The organism is Dyella caseinilytica (genome assembly GCF_016865235.1).
In the GTDB taxonomy this organism is placed as follows: Bacteria; Pseudomonadota; Gammaproteobacteria; order Xanthomonadales; family Rhodanobacteraceae; genus Dyella_B; species Dyella_B caseinilytica.
Genome location: NZ_CP064030.1, coordinates 3,376,191 through 3,391,876 on the forward strand (window position 1 = coordinate 3,376,191; position 15,686 = coordinate 3,391,876).

The following is a 15,686-nucleotide window of genomic DNA, read 5'->3' on the forward strand; positions in this document are numbered from 1 at the left end:
GACCGCTTATTTCTCACCTTTCGCTAATCGCGCCATGCGCTGCGCATCGGCGAAAATCCCATGCAACATGCGCAACTCACGCTCATCCATCTGCGCACGCTGAAACAGCTTGCGCAAACGCAGCATGATGGTGGTTGGCGCGCGTCCCTTATGAAAATCGATGTCGTCCAGCATCTGCGCCAGATGCTCGAAGAATCGCTCCATCTGCGCGGCATCCGCGGGTGGCTCGTCGTGTAAAGGCGGTGGTGTCGGAATGTTTTCGCCCAGCAAGGCGACACGCAGTTCGTAAGCCATCACCTGCACAGCCTGTGACAGGTTGAGCGAACTGAAATCTTCCACACTGGGAATGCGAACCATGGCGTGACAACGCGCCAGCTCCTCGTTTTCCAGCCCGGTGCGCTCGTTTCCGAACACCAACGCGACCTGCTCGCCACGCTGCGCCGCCGCCATCGCCTGCATAGCGGCCTCATGGGGCGTCAGCTCGGGCAGGTTTACCCCGCGGCGTCGCGCAGAGAGACCGAACGCCAGATTGCTACCGGCCAACCCTTCGATCAGCCCCTGATGAACCCCCGCGCCATCAAGCACGTCGTCCGCGCCCGCCGCCAGGGCGGACGCTTCCCGGTCCGGAAAGCGATGCGGTGAAACCAGCTCCATGCGGGTGAATCCCATCGTACGCATGGCCCTCGCCGCGCTGCCGATGTTCCCCGGATGCGAGGTACGAACGAGAACGAAACGGAAGTGGCTGGAGAGATCGGAAGCGGTGGTCATGCAGGGATAGGGCGTGATTGAGGCTGGCAAGGATAGTGGAGTGGGATGGGCAACGGGGGCGCAAAGTCCAGCACCGTCCCCGCTCCTTCCCCCGACCTGCTAGAATCCCCGGCCGCTAACCCGTTCTTTTGCCAAGCCAAAGCCATGACCAGACCCGCCGTCAACGTCGCGGTACGCGCCGCGCGCTCCGCTGGTAACGTGATCCTTCGTTACATGAACCGCATCGACGGCCTCAACGTCGTTGAAAAGCAACGCATGGACTTTGCGTCCGAAGTGGACCGGCTGGCCGAGGCTGAAATCGTCAAGGAACTGCGCCGCGCCTACCCTACCCACGCCATCCTCGCCGAGGAAAGCGGCGCGATAGGCAAAGGGCCGCTGGTCTGGGTGATCGATCCCTTGGACGGCACCCACAACTACCTGCGCGGCATCCCGCATTTCAGCGTTTCCATTGCCATGCTTGACAAGGGCGAACCGGTCTACGCCGTGGTGTTCGATCCCCTGCGTGACGAGCTGTTCACCGCCAGCAAGGGCGATGGCGCGTACCTCAACGACCGCCGCATCCGCGTCGGCAAGCGCGAAAACCTCACCGGCGCGATGATCGGCACAGGCTTTTCCTACCGCCAGCGTGCTCACCTGGATGCGCAGCTCGCCATGACCCGCGCCCTGCTCACCCAGGCCGAAGATATCCGCCGCTCCGGTTCCGCCGCACTCGATCTGGCCTACACCGCCGCAGGCCGCTACGACGGCTTTTTCGAAACAGGCCTCAAGCCCTGGGACATGGCCGCCGGCCTATTGCTGGTACGCGAAGCCGGTGGTCAATACTGCGACTTCGCCGGTCGCGACGGCATCCCCGAAAGCGGTAACGTCATCGCCGGCAATCTGCATATCGTGAAGGCGATGACGGAAGCGATCGGCGCCAATGCAACGCCTTCGCTGCTGAGAGCTTGATCACACCCTGCTTCGAATAGACGATAGGCGCCGATGTTCTAGGCGCTTAGTCTGTCTGTTGTTGAGCAACAGCAATATCAAATCGCTAAACAACCCAGGCTCAGGCCCAAGGTGTTCTGACTGGGAATAGTTGGGGACGTTAGCGATAATCTCTCGTATCGTCGATCTTGGTGATTTTCCAGGTGCCGTCGATCAGGCGCATGAACACCAAGACACTGGTTTTGTCTTTTGATCCGAACGTAATTGGCACCACCGCGACATCGCCCAACGTGATGGTAGGGTGCATTTCGATATGAGTCAGCCAGTCGCGACTGTCGTAGTCTTGGACCTTCAGGAAATAGTCGACTCCTCCCGGAGGGCCAGAGCGCGCGTAATCATCCCGTAGCCTGTCGACCGTCTCTGTCGTCACGAACTGCTCAATGACCGGCAATTTGAGCGGATAGGAAGTGTCGGTATCGTGTTCGATGAACCAGGTATAGAACGCAACAGCGCGTTCCCCGGGCGCAATCGGCGCACCCGCTGCAAATGTGGCTTGCAACGGTGCAAGTAACGACAGCGCGACCAGGATAACGGAGAGTAGACGCTTCATATCGAGCCTCAGTCGTGTCGATAAATCTTATAAGAGGGTTGAGAGTTTCGGTATGAAGGACCGGGATAAAGTCCATGCAATTGCTTGAAGTCCGATATCCAGTGTTGGCCGTCGTAAATTGCGACGTGACCGTCTGTATGGCCTGGAGCTGGCTGGATCACGACGACATCGCCTTTTTGTGGTGAACCGTTAATTTCATAGAACCCGGCAGCTTGCAAAGCCAAGCCCATATCTGTGGCCGAAGGCGTGCGTCCGAGTGAAACCCCACCCCACTCAATCGCCCGGCGCACATACGTCGCGCATTTCCCTAGGCTCTTCGATTCAACATGGCTATCCGCAAAGCTGGCCGCTGACGAACCGCTGCATGCGATCGTCTTTTTTCTCAATCATCAATGAGTGTGGAAGCGTATAGAGCTTGCGCTCTTTTCATGCTGCGCAAAAAGGCTTATCAAAGCCATCAGCTGATTCTTTTTTCACAGTCAGAATCAACTCACACCCATCCCACTGACGGCCAGCACAGCTGTCTTCATCACTTCAGGGCATATGCCATCAGTGAAGCGCAGAAAGCCGGATTCAAAGTCATTGGCGGCATCGATGTATCGATCACTAGCACTAAGGCCGAAATAAGCGGCGTAAAACCAGATGCAACGATCAACGTCGCCTGTCCGCGGCGCGATGTACTCAATGCGTATACGAAACCATCAAAAGCCCACACCAATATTACGATGTGCCGGCCTTGCCAACATTGAACGTCATGCCATACGCATCGCGCACGTAGCAGCGCGGAACGGAAACATCTTCTTCCACCAACGTGCAGCCAGCTGCAACCAGTTTCTGCACGGCCTGCTCTACATCGGGTACCAGATACTCGAACACCGGGCCATGCGCTTCGCCTTTTTCAACGTAAAGGCGGAATGCACCGACATCGAAGCCGACTATGTTTTCGGCTCGATACACTTCCGGGAAACCCAGCGTCGATCCATAAAACGACACCGCCTCTGCCCAGTTGTGGGTGCGAATGATGATGTCGCGCGAAGCACGAAATGGCGTCGTCATGACCGTTACCTCATCAAAGAAAGCATCACGTCGAAAATGATGTCGAGGCTTGCTTGGCCGCAACATCGAAATGCTGCACTTCGAGCTCGAACTCCAGAAGAAAATCTGCGTCCTCCGGATAGTATTTCGCTTTCAGAAGATCGTCCCCGGCAAAAGCACGAATCGCCTGCTCCGATACCCAGTGCGTCACCGTCAGAAAAAGCGTGACATCGCCCTCATCCCGGCGCAATACCGCCGCATCGATATTGCCCGGCACCGAGCGGTAATCGGGAATGGCACGCTGTTCCAGAAAGACGGTGTACTCATCAGCCCGTTCTCGGGATGTTCGACCGTGCCAGATGCGACAGATCATGACAGCCACCCTCATTCCGGTGAATGACAGACAGCCTCGATATTATGCCCATCAGGATCCAGCACGAACGCGCCGTAATAGTGCTCGTGATAGTGCGGTCTAGGTCCGGGTGCGCCATTGTCACGACCACCGGCTGCAAGCGCAGCTTGGTAGAAAGCATCCACCTGGGCACGTGAGGCGGCGCGGAATGCGATATGAACCGCCGGGTTATTCGGCACTCCCTTGCTGATCCAGAAATCCGCTTTCGGCGGCTCGCCAAATCCAGCGACATCCGTATGCCCAGTGACGGAAGCAGGAAACTCCATCAGCAGCACGTAACCCAGCGGGGAAAGCGCTTTGGTGTAGAAGGCTTTGCTCTTTTCAAAATCGCTGGTGGAAATACTGATATGGTCGAGCATATTTCCCTCCAAGTCTCTCATTCATCGCTGAAACTCCGTCGGCCGCTCAAGTTGATAAATGGCGTCGTGAAGATCATCGATCTTTTGGGATATCGCTGCCTGCGCGTCATACAAGCCGCGATTGTAGAAATAAGCGCCCATTTCCTTCGCAAAGAAATCGAGCAGAAACTCTGCATCAAAACTGCCAATCTGTTGATGCAGCTCTTCGGAGAAATAGAGTTTGATCTTTTTGACGATCACCTCTTTTTCAGCTGATGAAAATGTGATGTTCATCGTATCCATCACTCAGTCCTGATAGAAAAAGGGAGATGTCGGTCTGAAAGTTTCTAACTCGTCTCGCGCAAAAACGATCGTAAAAAGGGAACGGTGACACGCCGCTGTGCAGCCAGCGAAGCTTGGTCCAGCCGATCGAGCAGATCAAGCAGCGCCTCGAGATCCCGTACGTAGCGCGCAAACAGCCAATCCAGCACCGTGTCATCCAGTTCGATACCACGCAATGCGGCCTGACTCTTCAGCACTTCGCGGCGCTCGGCATCCTCCAGCGGCTTGAGGGCGAACTGAGTGCAAGCGCCAAGCCGCGAACGCAGGTCGGGCAGCGTAAGCGGCAACTGGGTTGGCACCGTTTCGGCTGCGAAGATCAATGCCGTGCCTTCGGCACGGGCGCGGTTGTAAAGATCGAACAGCGCGTGCTCCGCCTCGCGATCACCCGCGATGGCATCGAGATTATCCAGCGCGATGAACTCGCTACCCATCACACCGCGAATGGCCACGGCATGATCGTGCAAGGATTTCATCGGCAGATATTGCACCGTTCGTTCCGCACCATGCGCCGCCTGACACGCGGCGAGTAAAAGGTGGCTTTTACCGCTGCCGGAAGGGCCGCTCAGGTAAAGCCACGCGGCGCCCGGCTGCAAAGCCAGCGCCTGTACGGCAGACAAAGCCACCGCGTTGGCGGCCGGATAGAAATGTTCAAAGCGTTGGCGGCGCGGCCAACGCAGGCTCAACGGCAACTGCGCGGTCATGTCTTATGCGGTTCGTCGCCTTGGGCAACGTGGGTTTCAGTATGCAAATCACCATCGCTGTCTTTGCTGACGACAACGTCGGCAATCACAGTGTCAGGTTGTCCTTGCTCGGTATACAGATCACTCATCTTGTAGCGTTCGGCGAGGTAGCGCAGCAACACCAGGATCACCGATGCGGCAGGTAACGCCAGCAGCACGCCGAGGAAGCCGAACAGATAGCCGCCAGCGAGTACGGCAAAGATGACCGCCACGGGATGCAAGCCGATTTTCTCACCCACCAGCCGCGGCACCAGCACGTAGCCTTCCAGCAATTGGCCAATCACGAACACGCCGATCACCATGATCAGGTGCGGCCAGTCGCCGTGCTGCACCAGCGATGCAATGATTGCGGCGGCAAAGCCGGTGATGAAGCCAAGGTAAGGCACGAAACTGAGCAGTCCCGCCACCATGCCGATCAGCGGGCCGACGGAAATGCCGACCAAGGTCAGCGCCACGCCGTAATAGATCGCCAGCGCCAGCATCACCAACAACTGCCCTCGCACGAAGGCACCAAGCACTGCGTCCGATTCGCGCGCCAGATGCGCCACGGTGGGCTGGACAGAACGCGGCAGCATGCGATCGATCCACGCCACCAGGCGGTCCCAATCGCGCAGCAGGTAAAACCACACGACCGGAATCAGCACCAGGTTGGTGAGCCACATCACCACACCGACGCCGGAGCGCGAGATTCTGCCAATCACACTGCCAATCGAACCGAGATGCTCTTTCAGCTCGGCCATCAGACGGTCGGTATCGAAGGCGTTGGGATCCAGATGCAGCTTGGCTTGCAGCCATGGCAGCGCGGTGTCCCTGCCCCATTCGACATAGCGTGGGAAGTTGTCCACCAGGTTTTCGATCTGGCGCACGATCAATGGCACCAGCAACAGCAAGGCCGCGGCGATCGCAAGAATCAGCACCACGAATACGATGCTTACCGCGAGAGTGCGCCCCACGCCCAACCTTTCCAGGCGATTGGCCAGCGGATCGCCCAGGTAGGCCAGCATGGCCGCGACGGCGAAAGGCATCAGCACCGGCGCCAGCAGCCACACCAGCAGGCCGATGACAACGATGATCGCCAGCATCTGCCAGCGGCGGGATGTCTCTTGGCTTATGGACACGAAGGGCTCATCGGTAGCGGATGGGCAGAGCAGCCCTAGTGTGGCGGATATGGTCGGTTGTTCAAAGTCTTGCGATATGAAGAAAGTACGTCATACCCCATGGCCGACGCGCCACGCGCGCCGGGACCAGCGGATCACGTAGTCCAGTCCGCTGGCCACACACAGCACAGCGACTGCCCACGCAAACGGCCACGATACGGGCACAGGCCAACGAATCAGGGCCAGCAGCACGGCCAGCAGATACACGATCTGCATCAAGGTGCAGGCTTTCGAGAGTAGGCTGGGATGCGGATCGATGCGTCCGATCAACAAGCGCCACGACAAGGCCCCCAACGCGATAACCAGATCGCGCCCGCAAACGATCGCCGCCAGCCATATCGGCACCTCGCCCAGCCAGGCCAGAATCACGAAACAGCAAATCAGCAGCAATTTGTCAGCGATCGCATCGAGCATGCCGCCGAGGCGACTTTGCCAGCCGTAATGACGGGCCAGAAAGCCGTCCAACCCATCCGAAACGCCCGCCACCGCAACCAGTGCGAGGGCAACAGACCAGTTTCTATGCAACAACAGCCAGCCGATCGGCAACACCAGGGCCACGCGCAACATCGAGATGGCGTTGGGTAAATGCCGCCAGGGCGAGTGCGACGCGGTGGGCATCGCGGCGATCATCGGAACTCAGTGGAGCCAGCGCAGGCTGACATCAGCGCCATCATGCGAACTGCCCTGCATCAGACGTCCGCCGGCGGTGAGATTGGCTGCCAGTCCGTCGAGCGGCATGCCTGCTTTCACCGAAAGCAATACGCCATCGTCCTGGCCACCCAGCGTGCTGACCTTCTGCACCGAAGGATCGGCGCGCAAGGTCGCCAGCAGATTGGCGTAATCCATCGCCGAATGAAGACCGCCGACCCATAGCTTGCCTTCGACGGTGGTCGCGCCGATCACATTGAGCGCCTGGCTCAGGCGATCGGTAGCGCTCTTGCCAGCATCGGCAAAAAGGCTGTCTTCACTACTGCTGCCCTGGGCGTTCCAGTGCTGCGATTGGCCGCCGCTGATCAACGACCAGTCGGCGCCATTGGCATGCAACTCGCCGACCAGCACCAAGCCGGTCTGATAGAGCCGAGAGATGGCGGACAAGGCGGCGGGGTCGGCCGCCTCCAGCTTGCCCAAATCGGGCAACTGCGACGGATCGGCATAGCTGACCTGATAACCGCTTTTGCTCACCGCATCAGCAAGCGCTTTTAGGTCGTCCTTGCTCAGCAGATTGCCATCCGTCCCTTTGACTATGAGCAACAGTGGCGGCTTCACGCCGGCCGTGGTCGCGCCCATCTGGGTGATCAGGCGCTGCACGGCACCTTGGTCGAAGGTGACCAACAAGGTGAGGCTGGGTGGATTGCCCTGGCCGCGCTGGTACTGGAACTGCTTCACGATACCGCCGGCATTTTGCATGGCATCGGCATAGCCGGCCTTGCTGCTCAGGTCCTGACCGCCGGACACCCGCGCCAGCACCTGCCCCAGCGCGGTGGCGAAAGCCTGACTGCGCTGGGCGTCGCTGACATCGGTGACGGGCACCACCACTGAATAGGGCGACGCGGTCTGGCTAAGCGCCATCCGAGGCATGCCCGCGACAAGACCAAGCAGCAAGGTGACGATCAGCAGACGTGAAAAGCGCATGGACGGACCGGCTTCGGGGCGGGGATTTGACGGAAAGTCTGCCCAATCCGACGCTTAACGTCTATCATTAGAAGCTTTCGGAAAACCGAGTCCGCCATGTCAGACGCCCTCACCTACCGCGCCGCCGGCGTGGATATCGATGCCGGCAATGCCGTGGTCGAACGCATCAAGCCGCTGGTCAAGCGCACCTTTCGCCCTGAAGTCATGGGTGGTCTGGGCGGTTTCGGCGGTCTGTTCAATCTCGGTACGCGCTACAAGGAGCCGGTGCTGGTTTCCGGCACCGACGGCGTCGGCACCAAGCTCAAGCTTGCCCAACAGCTGGGCCGTCACGACACCATCGGCATCGACCTGGTGGGCATGTGCGTGAACGATGTGCTGGTGCAAGGGGCCGAGCCACTGTTCTTCCTCGACTACTTCGCCACCGGCAAGCTGGACGTGGACACCACCGTCGCAGTGGTCGGCGGCATCGCCAAGGGCTGTGAGCTGGCCGGCTGCGCGCTGATCGGCGGCGAAACGGCGGAAATGCCCGACATGTACCCGCCGGGCGAATACGATCTGGCTGGTTTCACGGTCGGCGCAGTGGAAAAGGCCGAATTGCTGAGCGGCAACGACATCGTTGCCGGCGATGTGATCCTCGGCGTGGCGTCGTCCGGCCCGCATTCCAACGGCTATTCGCTGGTTCGCAAGATCGTCGAACGCGCCGGCAGCCCGCTCGACCTGGATATCGGCGGCGTCACGTTGGCCGATGCGCTGATGGCGCCGACCACCATCTACGTCAAGCCAATGCTGGAACTGCTCAAGTCAGTGCCCGTGCACGGCATGGCGCACATCACCGGCGGCGGCTTGAAGGAAAACATCATCCGTGTCGTGCCTGATGGGTTGGGCCTGAAGATCGACGCCGCGGCCGTCGTGCTGCCACCAGTGTTCGACTGGCTGATGCGTGAAGGCAAAGTGGCTCGCGAGGAAATGTGGCGCACCTTCAACTGCGGCGTGGGCTTTACCGTGTTGCTGCCGCGTGATGCCGTTGCCGCCGCGTCCGCCCTGCTTGCAAAGCATGGATTGGCCAGCTCGGTGATCGGCGAAGTTGTGCCGGCACAAGGCGACGACCGCGTACACATTGCCTGAGCAATGCTCTTGAGCCATGTAGGGAGGGGTGAGCGCAACGCGTCCCTCCTTGCAGCCTGATACGTTCTCAAACACATGCCATCACCGCTTCGTATCGCCGTCCTCGCCTCCGGACGCGGCAGCAACTTTGCCGCGCTGCTGGCGGCGCGCGACCGCGGCGAGCTGGCCGTGGACTTCGTGCTGGTTGCCAGCGACAAGTCTGACGCCGGTGCATTGCAGCTCGCGCAGATGGCTGGCGTCCCGACCTGTGTGCTTGAGCCGCAAGGCTATGCCGAAAGGCGCGACTACGACCTCGCCCTGTTCGAGCGCATCGCGGCAAGCAAACCCGATCTTCTGGTGCTCGCCGGCTTCATGCGCATCATCGACGGCGACGCACTGAAGCCGTGGGTGGGCCGCATGATCAATATTCATCCCTCGCTGCTACCCAAGTACCGTGGACTGCATACTCATCGTCGCGCCATCAAGGCGGGCGACACGGAACATGGCGCCAGCGTGCATTTCGTCACTGCGGAGTTGGATGGCGGCCCGGTGATCGCGCAGACCATCCTGTCCATCGAAGCCGGCGATGACGAACATTCGCTGGCTTCTCGCCTGCTTCCTCTTGAACACCAGCTGCTGCCCGCTACCGTCGCCGTGATTGCCGAAGACCGGTTGGCGTTGGGAGAACATGGCATCACCTTCGACGGCGAATCGCTCCGCAAACCTTTGCGGATGCAGGATGGAAAACTCGTTCGCTAGGATTTCAACGAGGCGTTCAGGATCGATGCGTAAACTGCCGATCCATGCGCACACTCAAACTCCCCTCTGCTCTCCTCGCCGGCCTTTCGCTGGCTTTGTCCTCGACTGCCGTGCTCGCCACGCCGCCAACGCCGTTTACGGCGACCTATCAGGTGTCGCAGGCTGGCGAATCCATGGGCCAGGCGACTATCACGCTCAAATCCCTGGGCAACGGCGTGTACGAATACAGCAACCAGACGCAAGGCACCTCGGGACTGGCTGCTGCGCTAGGCGCCAACTCCAGCGACGTCTCGCGTTTTCGCTGGAACAACGACGCGCCTGAAACCGTGACTTATAAATCCAAGGTCAACGCGTTCAAGGTCAAGCAACGCGCGATGCAGGTGAACTGGACCACCAAGCAAGTCAGCGTGGATGACGGCAAAGGCCCTTCCACCTATGCCGCGCAACCCGGCTTGATTGACCGCAATGTTCTCTCGCTCGCCATTGGCCTGGCACTGAGTAAAGGCAGCCAGAGCATGACCTTTCCGGTTGGCGTAAAGCAGCAAGTGGAGCAACAACAATTCAAGGTACAAGGTACCGAGGCCGTGCAGGTGCCAGCCGGCAGTTTCCACGCTGAACGCGTTGCACGTACCGATTCGGACAAGCACTTTGAAGCGTGGTATGTGCCCAAGCAATTCGCGGTGCCGGTGAAGCTGGCGCAGAGCGATGGCGGCGACCTGACTTTTCAGTTGATCCATTACAGCTCGCCATAATCAAAAAGGCCGCTGCAGCGGCCTTTTTTTGCTCCCCCTTTTTACAAACCCCAATCTCTCCTCACCGTCATCCCGGCGAAGGCCGGGATCCAGTTTGAATACGCTGTGCGAAGCACACAAAACCTTTTATGTCGTGTGCTTCGCACGACATGTTTTGATTGGATCCCGGCCTTCGCCGGGATGAGGGTGAGGTAACATCCAACTTTCTGGAATGCCTGCAGGCTTTCTCGCAAATAAAAAAGCACTGCGCGATTGCGCAGTGCTTTTTCTCATTTCGGGCAACGCTCGTCAGGTCGGCAGTCGACGAATCTTCGCGCCAAGCGTACCGAGCTTTTCTTCAATGTTCTCGTAGCCGCGATCGATGTGATACACGCGATCGACCGTCGTATCGCCTTCAGCCACCAGACCCGCTAACACCAGGCATGCCGAAGCACGCAGGTCGGTCGCCATGATCGGCGCACCGCTCATCTTGCTCACGCCCTGGATGATGGCGGTGTTGCCTTCCAGGCGAATGTCCGCTCCAAGACGCTGCAATTCATGCGCATGCATGAAGCGGTTTTCAAACACCGTCTCGGTGATGATGCCAACGCCTTCGGCCACGCAATTGAGCGCGGTGAATTGCGCCTGCATGTCGGTGGGGAATGCGGGATACGGCGCGGTGGTGATGTTCACGGCCTTTGGGCGACGGCCCTGCATATCCAACTCGATCCAATCCGGACCGGTGGAGATGTGCGCACCGGCCTCTTCCAGCTTGGCCAGCACCGAATCCAGCGTATTAGCGCGAGCGTTGCGGGCGCGCACCTTGCCGCCGGTCATCGCCGCGCCGACCAGGAAGGTGCCCGTTTCGATGCGATCAGGCAGCACTTCGTACGTAGCGCCATGCAGACGTTCCACACCATGGATCACCATGGTGGACGTGCCCGCGCCTTCGATCTGTGCGCCCATCGCGTTGAGGCAGTTGGCCAGGTCGACCACTTCCGGTTCCTGCGCGGCGTTGTCGATGATGCTGGTGCCGGAAGCAAGGACCGCAGCCATCATCACGTTCTCGGTACCGGTTACGGTGACCATGTCCATGATGATGCGCGCGCCCTTCAGACGCTTGGCCCGCGCCCTGATGTAGCCGTTTTCCACTTCGATATCCGCGCCGAGCGCCTGCAGGCCGCGGATGTGCTGGTCTACTGGACGCGAACCGATCTGGCAGCCGCCGGGCAGCGAGACTTCGGCTTGGCCGAAGCGCGCCACCAATGGACCCAGCACCAGGATCGATGCACGCATGGTTTTCACCAGCTCGTACGGCGCGAAATAGCGATCGGTGGAGCGTGGGTCGACCTGGATCTTCATGCGATCGTCCAGCACCAGTTGCACGCCCATTTGGCCGAGCAGCTCCATGGTGGTGGTGACGTCGTGCAGGTGCGGGACGTTGCTGATAGTGACCGGCTCGTCGGCCAGCAGGCAGGACGCGAGAATCGGCAGCACGGCGTTCTTGGCGCCGGAGATACCAACCTCGCCACGTAGCGGCTCACCGCCGCTGATCAGGATTTTGGCCATCGGGAATCCTTAGAGCCTGTTTAGGGTCTCGGCGTAGCCCGCGTTGTCACGGTGCGTCCGCCAAGTGGTAGTGCGCGGCGCAGCGCTTGCCTGGCTGGCAAGCCAAGCTGCGCGCTGCCGCATGGTGGACGCACCGTGGCAACCCGAAGGGCCAGGTTTGTTTGCCCGTCGGGCTGCGTCCTCACTCAGTTGTGTATCGACATACACGCCTTCGTTCCTCCTTGCCCGTCAGGCAAACAAATCCCGGCGCGGGCCACGCCAAGACCTTAAACAGGCTCGTAAATACAAAACCCGGAAGGCTGCTGCAGCGGGCGTCAACGGCGCGCAGCGGCTTCTTCCGGGGTAAGGGTCTTGAGTGCGAGCGCATGAATCGCGCCCCCCATCAGATCTCCCAGCGTGGCGTAGACCAGCCGGTGCCGTGCCAGAGGCAGCTTGCCCGCGAACTGCGTGGCAACCACCTCAGCCTCGAAATGCACGCCGTCGTCCCCTTGCACGTTGGCTTGTGCGCCGGGCAGACCCGTTTCAATCATTGCCTGGATGCGGGCTGCGTCCATGAGTCTCTCAAATCACTGGGATCCTGAACGCCGGTCGCCGGATGTCAAAGGGCGAAGCTATGGCGTCAGGCATCAAGATAGAATGCGAATATGCCATGTTAATGGAAATCTTCTGTCGCAGAAACGACACAGATGCTCCAGTTGCCACCGAGGACGCATGAACGCCCCCATCGCCAAGCCCAAGTCCACCCGGGTGGATGCCGCCTCCATCATGCAAAGCGCGCGCACGGTCATTGCTACCGAAGCCGCCGCCATCCGCGCCCTGGAGCCGCGCATCGACCAGAACTTCGTGGACGCCTGCCGCCTGATCCTGGGCTGCAAGGGCCGTCTGGTGGTCACCGGGATGGGCAAGTCCGGCCATGTGGGGCGCAAGATCGCCGCCACCCTCGCCTCCACCGGCACCCCGGCCTTCTTCGTCCATCCGGGTGAGGCCAGCCACGGCGACTTGGGGATGATCCTGCCCCAAGACGTGGTGCTGGCCCTGTCCAACTCAGGCGAGACCGACGAGATCCTGTTCATCCTGCCGGTGATCAAGCGCCAGGGCATTCCATTGATCTCCATTACCGGCAACCCGGATTCCTCGCTGGCTGGCCAGTCAGACGTGCACCTGGACGCAGGCATTTCCGCGGAGGCCTGTCCGCTGGGCCTGGCCCCGACGGCCAGCACCACCGCGGCCCTGGTGATGGGCGACGCGCTGGCCATCGCGCTTTTGGAGGCACGCGGGTTTACCTCTGAGGACTTCGCGCGTTCTCACCCAGCCGGAAGCCTGGGACGCCGCCTGCTGCTGCACATCAGTGATGTGATGCACACCGGCCCGGGCGTCCCCATGATCTCCCCCGACGCCAGCCTGACCAAAGCTTTGATGGAAATGACTCGCAAACACCTGGGCATGACTGCCGTGGTCGACGACGACCAGCGCTTGCTGGGCGTGTTCACCGACGGTGACTTGCGCCGCGCACTGGACGACGACGGTGTCGATCTGCGCAACGCCAAGGTCAGCGACCTGATGACACGTGGTCCCAAGGTCATCAGCGCCGACAAGCTGGCCATCGAAGCGGCGCAGCTGATGGAGAAATATCAGATCCACGCCTTGCTGGTGGTCGATCACGCGCAGCGCGTGGTTGGCGCACTGAACATTCACGATCTGCTGCGCGCACGCGTGGTCTGACGGATATCACAACAACATGGGCTATCTCGCCAATCTTCCTGCCGACCTGCTTGCCCGCGCCGCCAAGATCCGCCTGGCGGCGTTCGATGTGGACGGCACACTCACCGATGGCCGCCTGTGGTACAGCGAAAGCGGCCACGAGACCAAGGTTTTCCACGTGCACGACGGCCTTGGCCTCAAGCGCCTGCAAGCGAACGGCATCCATGTCGCCATCATCAGCGCGCGCATCAGCCATCCGTTGGCACTGCGTGCGGAAGAACTGGATATCGCGCACGTCTATCAGGGCCAGAACGATAAGCGCGAATGCCTGCGGCAGATTCTCGAAGCCTTGAATCTTCGGCCCGAAGAGGTCGCATTTGTGGGTGATGACCTGCCCGACCTGCCGGCCATGGCCAACTGCGGGCTCGCCGTGGCCGTTGCCAACGCGCATCCGTGGGTCGTCGAGCGGGCGCATTGGCAAACCCAGCTCGGCGGCGGCATGGGCGCGGTACGCGAAGTGTGCGACCTGATCCTGCACGCACAAGGTAAGACCGCGGCAGAACAGGAGCACTGGCGGTGAATCTTCGCCAATACCTGCGGGACAACCGTACTGCGGCCACTATCGTGCTGCTGGCCATTGCCGCGCCCGCCAGTTGGATGCTGCGCAGTTGGGTGGTGGGTGCACCCGAAGCCAACGACTTCATAGGCCCACCAATTTCCGACTACGTGCTCTATACCTCCAAGGTGTGGAGCTACGACGTCACAGGCCTGCTCAACTTCACCATGACCTCGCCGCGCATGGATCGTCGTGCCGGCGACGAGTCGATGTATATCAATGCCCCAGTGTTCGACATCAAATCGAAAAAGCCAGGGGTGCCGGACTGGAGCGGCAACGCACCATTCGGCTGGGTCAACAAGAGCGGTACGCTGATGCGGCTGGACGGCCCGATGTACATGCATCGGCCTGCCTTCGTACAAAGCCTCACGGGAACATTGAGTCCCATGGCAACATTATGCACCTCCAATGTCACCGGCTGGCCGAAAGAGAACCGCATGCAAACCGCGGACCCGGCCACCATGACGCAGGGAGCCACCGTAATGAACGGCGTCGGCATGCGCGCCAGCCTCAACGATAACCATATGGAGTTGCTCAATGACGTGCACGGCGTGCTGTATTCAAGCCAGAACAATGCTACGGCTAAGTCTGTTGACTGTCGGTCTATTGTTGATGCAGCAAGCGCTCGCAAGGACGGATGACCGCAATCAGCCGATTCACGTGGTACACGCCGACAGCATGGATGGCTACAACGAGCCCAACTCCGTCAGCACCTTCAAGGGCAACGTCCTGATCACCCAGGGCACCATGAAGTTGACCGGTCAGCTGGCGAAGATTTATACGGCCAAAGAAGACACCTCTGTCGACCACATCATTGTGACGTCGGACCCAAAGAAGCAGCCGCACATCGAGCAGATCGATGACAACGGCAACCTCATGACGGGCGATGCGGACCAGCTGTATTACGACAACGTCAACGGCATCGCGATCCTCACCGGACACGCGCACGTGTGGCAGGCGACCAAGGGCGAGTCGTTTGGTACCAAGCTCACCTACAACACGCAGACCGGTTACATGGTGGGTGAAAGCGGCAACGAAGGCCCCGTACGCATGACCTTCCTGCCCAAGCAGAAACCGGTGCCGCCAGCGAAGAACGGCAAGCCGGGCGCGCCAGCGGCCAACCCGCCGGCCAAGCCGGCCGCCAGCACACCGGCATCGGGCGCGGCCAAGCCGGCCTCCGCCTCCAGCTCATCCACCGCGCCGGCGCCTGCCAGCAGCGCGCCGACCAAGGAATAAACGTTCTCT

At 60.3% G+C, this 15,686-nt stretch carries 22 protein-coding genes; 9 read left to right on the forward strand and 13 right to left on the reverse strand.

Annotation, left to right across the window (positions count from 1 at the left end; translation table 11 throughout):
• Nucleotides 1–6: 6 nt before the first annotated feature.
• Nucleotides 7–768, reverse strand: coding sequence for an RNA methyltransferase (locus tag ISN74_RS14830; protein ID WP_188799952.1), 762 nt, complete (start codon nt 766–768; stop codon nt 7–9).
• A 144-nt stretch (nt 769–912) separates the two neighbouring features.
• On the opposite strand from ISN74_RS14830, the gene ISN74_RS14835 reads away from it, so the two are divergent.
• A complete protein-coding gene (locus ISN74_RS14835; RefSeq protein WP_188799953.1) occupies nt 913–1,716 on the forward strand; it encodes an inositol monophosphatase family protein in 804 nt (267 codons plus the stop codon).
• Between the two features lie 139 nt (nt 1,717–1,855).
• On the opposite strand, the gene ISN74_RS14840 is transcribed toward ISN74_RS14835, so the two are convergent.
• Nucleotides 1,856–2,305, reverse strand: a complete 450-nt coding sequence (locus tag ISN74_RS14840; RefSeq protein WP_188799954.1) for a YqhG/Tai3 family protein — start codon at nt 2,303–2,305, stop codon at nt 1,856–1,858.
• Between the two features lie 8 nt (nt 2,306–2,313).
• On the reverse strand, nt 2,314–2,691 hold the full coding sequence (locus ISN74_RS21345; RefSeq protein ID WP_203546621.1) for a CHAP domain-containing protein: 378 nt from the start codon (nt 2,689–2,691) through the stop codon (nt 2,314–2,316).
• A gap of 42 nt (nt 2,692–2,733) precedes the next feature.
• Here ISN74_RS21345 and ISN74_RS14850 point away from each other — a divergent pair, with 42 nt between their 5' ends.
• Nucleotides 2,734–3,054: a hypothetical protein gene (locus ISN74_RS14850; protein WP_188799955.1), complete on the forward strand. Its 321-nt coding sequence runs from the start codon at nt 2,734–2,736 to the stop codon at nt 3,052–3,054.
• On the opposite strand, the gene ISN74_RS14855 is transcribed toward ISN74_RS14850, so the two are convergent.
• From ISN74_RS14855 to ISN74_RS14890, 8 genes are all read right to left on the reverse strand, one after another.
• Nucleotides 3,026–3,361 (reverse strand): VOC family protein, encoded by a 336-nt coding sequence (locus tag ISN74_RS14855; RefSeq protein WP_188799956.1) that lies wholly within the window; start codon nt 3,359–3,361, stop codon nt 3,026–3,028. The genes ISN74_RS14850 and ISN74_RS14855 overlap by 29 nt on opposite strands.
• A gap of 25 nt (nt 3,362–3,386) precedes the next feature.
• The gene (locus tag ISN74_RS14860) at nt 3,387–3,713 is read right to left on the reverse strand and encodes an antibiotic biosynthesis monooxygenase (protein ID WP_188800673.1); all 327 of its coding nucleotides are present in this window, start codon (nt 3,711–3,713) and stop codon (nt 3,387–3,389) included.
• 11 nt (nt 3,714–3,724) lie between these two features.
• Nucleotides 3,725–4,111 (reverse strand): VOC family protein, encoded by a 387-nt coding sequence (locus ISN74_RS14865; RefSeq protein WP_188799957.1) that lies wholly within the window; start codon nt 4,109–4,111, stop codon nt 3,725–3,727.
• A 21-nt stretch (nt 4,112–4,132) separates the two neighbouring features.
• Entirely contained in the window at nt 4,133–4,393 is a 261-nt protein-coding gene (locus tag ISN74_RS14870) for a DUF2164 domain-containing protein (RefSeq protein ID WP_229679300.1), read from the reverse strand.
• A 44-nt stretch (nt 4,394–4,437) separates the two neighbouring features.
• Nucleotides 4,438–5,133 carry a DnaA regulatory inactivator Hda gene (gene hda / locus ISN74_RS14875; protein ID WP_188799958.1) on the reverse strand — a complete coding sequence of 232 codons (696 nt, stop codon included), beginning with the start codon at nt 5,131–5,133 and terminating at the stop codon, nt 4,438–4,440.
• A complete protein-coding gene (locus ISN74_RS14880; protein WP_229679301.1) occupies nt 5,130–6,290 on the reverse strand; it encodes an AI-2E family transporter in 1,161 nt (386 codons plus the stop codon). Before ISN74_RS14880 ends, hda begins: the two co-directional genes overlap by 4 nt.
• A gap of 90 nt (nt 6,291–6,380) precedes the next feature.
• Nucleotides 6,381–6,959, reverse strand: a complete 579-nt coding sequence (locus ISN74_RS14885; RefSeq protein WP_203546623.1) for a CDP-alcohol phosphatidyltransferase family protein — start codon at nt 6,957–6,959, stop codon at nt 6,381–6,383.
• A 6-nt stretch (nt 6,960–6,965) separates the two neighbouring features.
• Nucleotides 6,966–7,961 (reverse strand): DUF2066 domain-containing protein, encoded by a 996-nt coding sequence (locus tag ISN74_RS14890; protein WP_188799959.1) that lies wholly within the window; start codon nt 7,959–7,961, stop codon nt 6,966–6,968.
• Nucleotides 7,962–8,057: 96 nt separating this feature from the next.
• Here ISN74_RS14890 and purM point away from each other — a divergent pair, with 96 nt between their 5' ends.
• The 3 genes from purM (at nt 8,058) to ISN74_RS14905 (ending at nt 10,576) form a co-directional block, all read left to right on the forward strand.
• Nucleotides 8,058–9,086: a phosphoribosylformylglycinamidine cyclo-ligase gene (purM, locus tag ISN74_RS14895; protein WP_188799960.1), complete on the forward strand. Its 1,029-nt coding sequence runs from the start codon at nt 8,058–8,060 to the stop codon at nt 9,084–9,086.
• A 75-nt stretch (nt 9,087–9,161) separates the two neighbouring features.
• The gene (gene purN, locus ISN74_RS14900) at nt 9,162–9,824 is read left to right on the forward strand and encodes a phosphoribosylglycinamide formyltransferase (protein WP_188799961.1); all 663 of its coding nucleotides are present in this window, start codon (nt 9,162–9,164) and stop codon (nt 9,822–9,824) included.
• 44 nt (nt 9,825–9,868) lie between these two features.
• On the forward strand, nt 9,869–10,576 hold the full coding sequence (locus ISN74_RS14905) for a DUF3108 domain-containing protein (protein WP_188799962.1): 708 nt from the start codon (nt 9,869–9,871) through the stop codon (nt 10,574–10,576).
• 288 nt (nt 10,577–10,864) lie between these two features.
• Here the strand turns inward: ISN74_RS14905 and murA are convergent, their stop codons facing one another.
• Together murA and ISN74_RS14915 are read right to left on the reverse strand one after the other, a co-directional pair.
• Entirely contained in the window at nt 10,865–12,124 is a 1,260-nt protein-coding gene (gene murA, locus ISN74_RS14910) for a UDP-N-acetylglucosamine 1-carboxyvinyltransferase (protein WP_188799963.1), read from the reverse strand.
• 314 nt (nt 12,125–12,438) lie between these two features.
• On the reverse strand, nt 12,439–12,678 hold the full coding sequence (locus tag ISN74_RS14915; protein WP_188799964.1) for a BolA family protein: 240 nt from the start codon (nt 12,676–12,678) through the stop codon (nt 12,439–12,441).
• A gap of 157 nt (nt 12,679–12,835) precedes the next feature.
• Between ISN74_RS14915 and ISN74_RS14920 the strand changes: the two genes are divergently transcribed.
• Genes ISN74_RS14920 through lptA form a run of 4 tightly spaced genes read left to right on the forward strand, consistent with a single transcriptional unit; the run spans nt 12,836 to nt 15,677 of the window.
• Complete coding sequence (locus tag ISN74_RS14920; RefSeq protein ID WP_188799965.1) at nt 12,836–13,846, forward strand: KpsF/GutQ family sugar-phosphate isomerase; 1,011 nt, start codon at nt 12,836–12,838, stop codon at nt 13,844–13,846.
• Nucleotides 13,847–13,862: 16 nt separating this feature from the next.
• Nucleotides 13,863–14,405, forward strand: a complete 543-nt coding sequence (locus ISN74_RS14925) for a KdsC family phosphatase (RefSeq protein ID WP_188799966.1) — start codon at nt 13,863–13,865, stop codon at nt 14,403–14,405.
• Nucleotides 14,402–15,082 carry an LPS export ABC transporter periplasmic protein LptC gene (lptC, locus tag ISN74_RS14930; protein WP_229679303.1) on the forward strand — a complete coding sequence of 227 codons (681 nt, stop codon included), beginning with the start codon at nt 14,402–14,404 and terminating at the stop codon, nt 15,080–15,082. Before ISN74_RS14925 ends, lptC begins: the two co-directional genes overlap by 4 nt.
• A complete protein-coding gene (gene lptA, locus ISN74_RS14935) occupies nt 15,054–15,677 on the forward strand; it encodes a lipopolysaccharide transport periplasmic protein LptA (RefSeq protein ID WP_229679305.1) in 624 nt (207 codons plus the stop codon). The genes lptC and lptA overlap by 29 nt, the downstream gene beginning before the upstream one ends.
• Nucleotides 15,678–15,686: the final 9 nt, after the last annotated feature.

What these genes read in the sequence shown, in the direction of transcription:
- ISN74_RS14830 (WP_188799952.1), bottom strand. Translation starts at nt 768, where the DNA reads ATGACCACCGCTTCCGATCTCTCCAGCCACTTCCGTTTCGTTCTCGTT.
- ISN74_RS14835 (WP_188799953.1), top strand. Translation starts at nt 913, where the DNA reads ATGACCAGACCCGCCGTCAACGTCGCGGTACGCGCCGCGCGCTCCGCT.
- ISN74_RS14840 (WP_188799954.1), bottom strand. Translation starts at nt 2,305, where the DNA reads ATGAAGCGTCTACTCTCCGTTATCCTGGTCGCGCTGTCGTTACTTGCA.
- ISN74_RS14850 (WP_188799955.1), top strand. Translation starts at nt 2,734, where the DNA reads ATGCTGCGCAAAAAGGCTTATCAAAGCCATCAGCTGATTCTTTTTTCA.
- ISN74_RS14855 (WP_188799956.1), bottom strand. Translation starts at nt 3,361, where the DNA reads ATGACGACGCCATTTCGTGCTTCGCGCGACATCATCATTCGCACCCAC.
- ISN74_RS14860 (WP_188800673.1), bottom strand. Translation starts at nt 3,713, where the DNA reads ATGATCTGTCGCATCTGGCACGGTCGAACATCCCGAGAACGGGCTGAT.
- ISN74_RS14865 (WP_188799957.1), bottom strand. Translation starts at nt 4,111, where the DNA reads ATGCTCGACCATATCAGTATTTCCACCAGCGATTTTGAAAAGAGCAAA.
- ISN74_RS14870 (WP_229679300.1), bottom strand. Translation starts at nt 4,393, where the DNA reads ATGGATACGATGAACATCACATTTTCATCAGCTGAAAAAGAGGTGATC.
- hda (WP_188799958.1), bottom strand. Translation starts at nt 5,133, where the DNA reads ATGACCGCGCAGTTGCCGTTGAGCCTGCGTTGGCCGCGCCGCCAACGC.
- ISN74_RS14885 (WP_203546623.1), bottom strand. Translation starts at nt 6,959, where the DNA reads ATGATCGCCGCGATGCCCACCGCGTCGCACTCGCCCTGGCGGCATTTA.
- ISN74_RS14890 (WP_188799959.1), bottom strand. Translation starts at nt 7,961, where the DNA reads ATGCGCTTTTCACGTCTGCTGATCGTCACCTTGCTGCTTGGTCTTGTC.
- purM (WP_188799960.1), top strand. Translation starts at nt 8,058, where the DNA reads ATGTCAGACGCCCTCACCTACCGCGCCGCCGGCGTGGATATCGATGCC.
- purN (WP_188799961.1), top strand. Translation starts at nt 9,162, where the DNA reads ATGCCATCACCGCTTCGTATCGCCGTCCTCGCCTCCGGACGCGGCAGC.
- ISN74_RS14905 (WP_188799962.1), top strand. Translation starts at nt 9,869, where the DNA reads ATGCGCACACTCAAACTCCCCTCTGCTCTCCTCGCCGGCCTTTCGCTG.
- murA (WP_188799963.1), bottom strand. Translation starts at nt 12,124, where the DNA reads ATGGCCAAAATCCTGATCAGCGGCGGTGAGCCGCTACGTGGCGAGGTT.
- ISN74_RS14915 (WP_188799964.1), bottom strand. Translation starts at nt 12,678, where the DNA reads ATGGACGCAGCCCGCATCCAGGCAATGATTGAAACGGGTCTGCCCGGC.
- ISN74_RS14920 (WP_188799965.1), top strand. Translation starts at nt 12,836, where the DNA reads ATGAACGCCCCCATCGCCAAGCCCAAGTCCACCCGGGTGGATGCCGCC.
- ISN74_RS14925 (WP_188799966.1), top strand. Translation starts at nt 13,863, where the DNA reads ATGGGCTATCTCGCCAATCTTCCTGCCGACCTGCTTGCCCGCGCCGCC.
- lptA (WP_229679305.1), top strand. Translation starts at nt 15,054, where the DNA reads ATGCAGCAAGCGCTCGCAAGGACGGATGACCGCAATCAGCCGATTCAC.